The sequence below is a fragment of the Hymenobacter fastidiosus genome, assembly GCF_039539565.1.
Classification (GTDB): Bacteria; Bacteroidota; Bacteroidia; order Cytophagales; family Hymenobacteraceae; genus Hymenobacter; species Hymenobacter fastidiosus.
This window is the reverse complement of the sequence record NZ_BAABDJ010000008.1, coordinates 61192-68466: the sequence shown is the minus strand read 5'-3', so window position 1 is coordinate 68466 and position 7275 is coordinate 61192. Positions and strand designations below refer to the sequence as shown.

At 65.6% G+C, this 7275-nt stretch carries 4 protein-coding genes; 2 read left to right on the top strand and 2 right to left on the bottom strand.

Going from position 1 to position 7275, the window contains the following annotated elements:
* Positions 1–116 precede the first annotated feature (116 nt).
* Both ABD833_RS07630 and ABD833_RS07625 read left to right on the top strand, forming a co-directional pair.
* On the top strand, positions 117–4091 hold the full coding sequence (locus ABD833_RS07630; RefSeq protein ID WP_345072088.1) for a T9SS type A sorting domain-containing protein: 3975 nt from the start codon (positions 117–119) through the stop codon (positions 4089–4091).
* Between the two features lie 213 nt (positions 4092–4304).
* Positions 4305–5657 (top strand): T9SS type A sorting domain-containing protein, encoded by a 1353-nt coding sequence (locus tag ABD833_RS07625; protein WP_345072087.1) that lies wholly within the window; start codon positions 4305–4307, stop codon positions 5655–5657.
* 267 nt (positions 5658–5924) lie between these two features.
* Here the strand turns inward: ABD833_RS07625 and ABD833_RS07620 are convergent, their stop codons facing one another.
* Both ABD833_RS07620 and ABD833_RS07615 read right to left on the bottom strand, forming a co-directional pair.
* Positions 5925–6128 (bottom strand): hypothetical protein, encoded by a 204-nt coding sequence (locus ABD833_RS07620; RefSeq protein ID WP_345072086.1) that lies wholly within the window; start codon positions 6126–6128, stop codon positions 5925–5927.
* A gap of 163 nt (positions 6129–6291) precedes the next feature.
* Positions 6292–7272 carry a DUF4249 domain-containing protein gene (locus ABD833_RS07615; protein WP_345072085.1) on the bottom strand — a complete coding sequence of 327 codons (981 nt, stop codon included), beginning with the start codon at positions 7270–7272 and terminating at the stop codon, positions 6292–6294.
* Positions 7273–7275 lie beyond the last annotated feature (3 nt).

Genomic DNA, 7275 nt, shown 5'->3' with positions numbered 1-7275 from the left:
ACGCATGGATTAGCTTGGCAAACATCAAACGGGTGCTCAAATTCTGCTAACTCAAACAGCTTCTTAACGGCACGGCGGCCGGGGCCATTACCAACAACACGGCCAACGGCTTCACGGTGAGCGCCCCGGCGGGCGGCACCGATGGCCAGATTTGCGTGACCACCCCCGGCGGCACCGCCTGCTCGGCGGCCAGCTACCTCTACCCGCAGGCCATTGCCACGGGCACGATTTCGCCCGCCACGTACTGCACGGGCACCACCATTACGGTACCCTTCAGCACCAATACGGCACTCTACGGGGCGGGCAACGCGTTCAACTTCCAGCTCTCGGATGCCAGCGGCGTGTTTGCGGCTAACGCGCCGCTGCTGGGCACCCTGCAAAGCATCAGCGCCAACGGCGGCGTGCTCACGGGCATCCTGCCCCAGGCCACCCCGGCCGGCAGCGGCTACCGGGTGCGCGTAGTGGCCAGCAACCCCGCCACCACGGGCACCAACAACGGCGTGAACCTCACGATTAACACCACGCCGGTGAGCCAGGCCACCGGTCCGGCCTCGGTAGCCAACGGGGCGCCCATCGCCCTGGGCGTGACCCCCACCTACCCCGGCGCTACCTACGCTTGGTCCGGGCCCGGCGGGTTTACCTCGACGCTGCAAAGCCCCACTACCAGCACCACAACGGCCGGCGTGGCCCGCTACAACCTGACCGTGACGCTGGGCACCTGCACTTCCAGCAGCTTCGTGGACGTGACGGTGCAAACCTCGACGGACCCCATTCTGGCCATGACCACGTTCAGCGGGCCCATTTGTCTGGGCGCGTCGCGGACCATCAGCTTCGCAGTTTCGGGCAACCCGTTCCCGGCCGGCAACACCATTACGGCCCAGCTATCGGATGCCAGCGGCTCGTTTGCCGCGCCTACCGCTATTGGCTCCACCAGTTTCAGCGGGCAGGGCAATAGCTCGCTCACGGCCACTATTCCCGCCAATGCCACCCCCGGCAACGGCTACCGCATCCGGCTGGTGGGCTCGAACCCGGGCACCATCGTCAGCAACGACAACGGCTCGAACATCACCCTGAACGCCCTGCCCACCGCGACGGCGGGCAGCAACTCGCCGGTGCCGCAGGGTGGCACGGTGCTGCTGACGGGTGGTCCGGCCGTGGCCGGCAACACCTACCTGTGGACGGCCGCGTACTCCGGCGGCGGCACCGCCACCGTGAGCACGCTGCAAAACCCGCAGCTGACCAACGCCCAGGCGTCGCAGTCGGGCACCTACACGCTCACGATTACGAACGCGGCGGGCTGCCCGGCCTCGGCCACCACGCCGGTGACCGTTACGCCGCCCGTGCCCGTGACCACGCTCACGCTGTCGGCCTTCAATGGCCCGCTGTGCCCCGGCACCGGCTACACGCTGAGCTACACGGCCAGCGGCCCGAACTTCAGCGCCGGCAATGTCATTTCGGCGGTGCTTTCCGATGCCAGCGGCACGTTCTCGGCCAGTAGCCCGGTCGTCGGCTCGGTAAGCACGACCAGCGCCACGGCCGGCACGGTGGGCATCACCATTCCGGCGGGCACGGCTTCGGGCAGCGGCTACCGCCTGCGGCTCGAAAGCTCGAACCCGGTCATTATCAGCAACGACAACGGCTCGGCCCTGACCATCACCAACCTGAGCGCGGCTTCCGCCGGCTCGAACTCGCCCGTCGCCACGGGGTCCAGCATTTCGCTGACGGCCACCGGCATCAGCGGCGCGACGTACACCTGGACCGATCCTGACAATTACTCAGCCACCGGGCCGAATCAAACCATCAGCGGGGCCACGGCGGCCAACGCGGGCAATTACCAGGTGACGATTACGCTGAACGGCTGCACCACGACGGTCATCACCCCGGTGGTGGTGAGCCCGCCGGTGACAGTAGCCAGTATTCAGACGGGTAGCCTGGCGGCCGGCTACTGCGCGGGCACCGCGCTGAGCGTGCCCTTCACGGCCACCGGCTTCACGACCGGCAACGTCTTCACGGCCCAGCTTTCCTCCGCCACGGGCATATTTGGCGGCAGCCCGGTAAGCATCGGCACGCTGACCGGCACCACCACCGGAACCATTGCGGCTATCATCCCGGCCGGCACCGCGGCCGGCACCGGCTACCGGATCCGGGTAGTCGGCAGTCAGCCCGCTACGCCCGGGGCCGACAACGGCACCAATCTGGTGCTGACGGCGGCCGGGGCCTTCACCTGGAGCGGAGCCCTGAACAACAGCTGGTTCGAGCCGGCCAACTGGAGCTGCGGCACCGTACCGATCAGCACGAGCAGCATTCTGATTCCCGCCGGGATGACGACATATCCGATCCTCGGCGCCGGTGGCCCCGTGCCGACGGCTCTGCACCTGACGATAGCCACCGGGGCGTCCTTCACGCTGAACGGCTCCTTCGCGCTGCTGGGTAATCTGGTGAACAACGGCACCCTGAATGCCGGGAACGGCACGCTGCTCTGCTCCGGCAGCACGGCCCAAACCCTCAGCGGCCCGGCGCTGCGCCTCTTCGACCTGACGGTGAACAACCCCGCCGGCGTAACGCTCCAGACCCCGCTGCGCCTGCGGCACCTGCTTACGCTGACCAGTGGCAACCTGGCTTCCAACGGCAACCTGACGCTGCTCTCGGATGCTACCGGCACGGCTATGGTGGTCAACCCCAGCGGGGGAGGCAGCGTAACGGGCCGCAGCACCATGGAGCGGTTCATCACCGGGGTCGGCACTGAAGGCTACCGGCACTATTCGTCGCCGATGCAGCTGGGCACGGCCACCGTGCAGGAGTTTGCCGACGACGTACCCGGGTTCAACCTGAACCCGGACTACAACACCCAGGGCAACACCGTGACGCCGTTTCCCACGTTCTTCAAGTACGACGAAAGCCGCCTGAACTCGACGGCGACCGACCTGTTTGACCGGGGCTGGATGGTGCCGTTGGCGGCCGATAATCTGGTGCCGGGCCAGGGCTACACCGTTCAGACCACCCCGACCACGACGGTAGATGTCAGCGGCACGCTGGCCAACGGCGCGGTAAGCTTCGCCATGACCCGGGGCGGCCAAACCGGCTCGGGCTGGAACCTGGGCGGTAACCCCTACCCTTCCCCCATCGACTGGGATAAGGTGCCAACGGCGGCCGGAGTGGATAAGGCGCTGTACGTGTTCGTGCCCTCGGGCCAGTACACCGGCACCTACAGCAGCTACGTTGACGGCATCGGGCAGAACGGGGGAAGCAAAGACCTCGCCGCCATGCAGGGCTTTTTCGTCCGGGCCACCACGGCTACGGCCACGCTGAGCATGACCAACGACGTGCGGCCTACGGCCTACATCAGCCCCGTTTTCAACCGGGGCAGCAACGGCCACCCTACCGCGGCAGTGCGGCCCATTGTCCGGCTGCACGTGCGCAACGCCACCGGTCAGGGCGATGAAACGGTGTTCTACTTCGACCCGAGCGCCGGCCTGGGCTTCCGGCCCAACCACGACGCCTATAAAATCCAGCTTAACGGCAGCGGTATTCCCTCGCTGTGGAGCATCGCGGGGGCCGATGGGCTGAGCATCAACGGCCTGCCGGGCTTGTCGGCTGAGGCCAGCATTCCGCTGGGAGTGCGGGTGAGCAAATCCGGGCCGCATACCCTTCGCGCGGGCCAGTTGCTCAACCTGCCCGCTGGTACCGAGGTGCTGCTGGAAGACCGGGTGCTGGGCCGGCAGCAGAATCTGCTGGTGGACTCCGTGTACGCTTTCCAGATGGAGACCAGCTACACCGGTCAGCGCTTCTACCTCCGGTTCGTGAGCCGCCCCACGGCCGCTACGGCCGGGGCCCTGAATGCCGCCGCCAGCCTGTACCCGAACCCGACGACCCGTACGGCAACCCTGGAGCTGACGGGCCTGCGGGAGCAGGGCGCCGTGCAGGTAACGGTGCATAATACGCTGGGCCAGGCGGTGCAGGAGCTGAGCGTACGTCCCCGCCGGGGCGTTATCAGCCAGCTGCTTGACCTGAGCGAGCTGCCGGTAGGCGTATACTCCGTGCGGGTCCGCGCGGCGGAGGGCACCGTTGTGAAACGACTGGTGCGCGAATAGGCGGGCCCAAGCGAATACTACGGAAAAGTCCCGGCCGGCTGGCCGGGACTTTTTTCATGGGCCGTCAGCGCCCGTCCGGTCCTCCTGCGACCACAAAGATGAAACGCTTCATTACCTGCCCATCAGCCTTTTAGCGGAGCATTGAATATCTTTACCAACCCGGCTAAACGCCTCTGATTTTCGGGTATCACCTCCTTTTTTTCCGTGCGGATTATGAAAGCATTCTACTTCCTGCTGTATGCCGTGCTGGGCAGCGCCGGCTCTGTGGCGGCCCAAACCTGCCACTTGCCCACCGTAGCTCTCAGCAGCCTGGAAACACTAGTACACCGCTATTCGCCGGGCCTGCGGCTGCCCGGCCCGGCCGCGGCGGCGCAGCGGGGCCAGCAAACGAGCGTAACCCAGCCCGGTCGGGTGATGCGCTACGAGTGGAACCCGGCAACCAACCGGTGGGAAGCCCCGCAGCTTGTTCTCTACACCTATACCGCGCAGGCCCGGCTCAGTCAGGAAACCCACGCCGACTCGGCTACGGCCAGCCCCACCTATCGGCTGAATTACACCTACACCGCCGGAAACCAGCTCACCCAGACCTTGCAGCAGGACTATACCGGGGGCAGCTGGGAAAACTCGTTCCGCCGCACTGCCACCTTCGATGCGCGGGGCACCCCCACCGAAGAGCTGAATCAGGACTGGATCAGCGGGGCGTGGAGCACAACGGCCGGCACGCGCTCGGCCAACAACTACACCACCACCGGCTTCCTGGCCCAGCAGGTAGTACAGACTTTCAGCACCGCTACCACCAGCTTCGTCAATGATGTCAGAATCACCTACAAGATTCCGGCTTCCGGTCCCTACACCGAGTTCACGGTGCAGCGCTGGTCCGGCGGGCAGTGGCAGGATGAGTTCCGCGTAACGGGCATCACCTGGTACGATGCCGGCCGGCAGCTCGCCACCGGCCTGCAAATCCAGATTCCCATTAACATCTTCTGGGTAAGCGTGCTGCGGCTAACGGCCACCTACCAGACCAATGGCAGCAGCGTGAGTACCTATGAGGCCCGGCCTAACCCCGCGGGCCCCTGGCTGAACGACTCCCGGACCACCGAAACCTACGATGCCTACAACAACCGTCTCAGCCTTTTGCAGGAGGTCTGGAGCGGCACGGCCTGGGCCATCAACGACTGGAGCCGGGCCCTGCTTACCTACAACGCTCAGCAGATCGTGCTGCGCCGTGATGAGCAGCTGGCGATTGGAACGGCCCCATTTATCAATCAGCAGCGCTATAACTTCGGCAGTTTCCAGGTTATCCCGCTGCGCACCCCGCCGGCCGCGCCCACGGCGCAGCTCCAGCTCTTTCCCAATCCCACTACTGGCCTCGTTACCCTCCGGCTCGCCGGCCTGACGGGGTCCCTGACCGGCGAAGTGCTCAACGCCCTGGGTCAGCAGGTGCTGCGCTTTTCCCTCCCGTCCCCGGCAAACGAGCTGGACGTGAGTGCGCTGCAGGCGGGCCTCTACACGGTGCGCCTGCAAACGCCCCAGGGCATGATTATAAAACGCTTGGTCCGGCAATAAAACGCTGGCGCCAGCCCAAAAAAATACCCCGGCACTTAGCGGGCCCCTGTCCTTCCCCAAAACTTTTGTAGCGGCAGCGAGGAAGCTTTCACGCAGGGTCCCGCAGGGGTAAAGCGCCGTGTTCCGCCGTGTCTTTACTGAATGGCACTGCGAGACCCTGCGCTTTGCCCCAGCGGGACCCTGCGTGAACTACATCCGGGCAAGCCCACCCAGGATTTGGGGAAGGACAAGGCGCGTAGCGTGCTGAGGTCTTTTTCGATTGACTTACTACCGGACCCGGACGTACCGGGGCGGACGGGCGGGCCGGATATAACGCGGCCGGGCCGGCACCACTACCACCGGCCGCGGGCGCACCACCCCCGGAGCGGGCGCCACGACCACTACCGTGGGGCGGGGCTGATAATAAGCCCGCCGCGGTGCATGGTGACGGACTACCACGGTTTGAGCCGGGGCCGCGCAACTGGTCAGCAAGCCGCCCGGGAGGAGCAGCAGAAGCAGGGCGGGAAGTGTCAGGATGTTTTTCGTAGCAGAGGAGCCCCTGGTTTGGCACGGCTCTGCTCCTCTGATTGCCGGCCACGGGGCGGGTTTAAAACCCTGACTGCGCAACCCCATCCTCACATCAGTACGCCGCGGCCTAGAAAAGCCTGACGCGGTAAGACGCTTCGGCAGCGCCGCCGAACAGGCCGTAGCCGGGCCTGATGTTGGAGGCAAGCGGCGCCGGCTCGGCAAAGGGGCTGCCGCCCCCATCAACATAGCGCCGCTGCGACTGGTAGAAGTTGTAGGTGTCGGCCGTGATGCTTTGAACGCTTACTTCCAGGTAGCCGGCTTCCGGGCAGCTGGATTGGTTGGGGTCGCAGAACAATTGGGAGTAGAAGCTGACGTTGGAGTTGAGCGATACCCGCTGGCCGTTCACGTTCGTGTCCGGATACGGATAGATGCCGTAGCCGCCGTAGGAGTTTCCCGAGGAAAGCTGAAACCGGTCCACGGCAAAATCATCGCCTTCACTGCTCCCGTCCAGGACGACGGAGGACCAGTTGCCCGGATTTCCCTGCTTATCCAGAACGCGGGCAAAGGCCAGGTAGTAATCGGTGGTGCGGCCGTTGTCGGCAACGGTGATTTGCAGGCGGCCCCGGGTAAGGTTCGTCTGGCTGTTGGGGTCGTTGGCGCGGGGCGTAAAGGCGGCGCTTTCGATAACGGGCGGCAGGGGCATGGTCAGGGTGCTTTCCGCCGTTTCGAGGCCCGGCACGGCCGCCCGCAGGGTATAGGTCTGGCCCGGCTGCCCCCGCAGCCCCAGAATAGGCTCGTAGCTGCCGGGGCCGAACTGGTTGGGCCCGGAGCCCACCGACCGGAACCGCTCGACCACCGTGCCCTGGCCATCCCGGATTTCGACGGTGGCATCATCCCGGCCGGACAACGGCCTGGTTTCGAAGATGCGCTGACTGCTGCTCACGAAGAGCATTGCCGGCGCGGTATTGCTCAGCGTGTAGGTCAGGGCAATGCGCGGCGTATGCGGCGGCTCGGGCAAATCAACGGCCGTGTCGCAGCCCGGCAGCGCGGCCAGCAGCAGCAGGGCTGCCAGCAGGTTCTTTCCCTTGAAAAGGAGGCGCGTTTTCATCGG

Excerpts from the sequence above, each read along its gene's own strand:
- ABD833_RS07625 (WP_345072087.1), top strand. The coding sequence starts at position 4,305 with ATGAAAGCATTCTACTTCCTGCTGTATGCCGTGCTGGGCAGCGCCGGC.
- ABD833_RS07615 (WP_345072085.1), bottom strand. The coding sequence starts at position 7,272 with ATGAAAACGCGCCTCCTTTTCAAGGGAAAGAACCTGCTGGCAGCCCTG.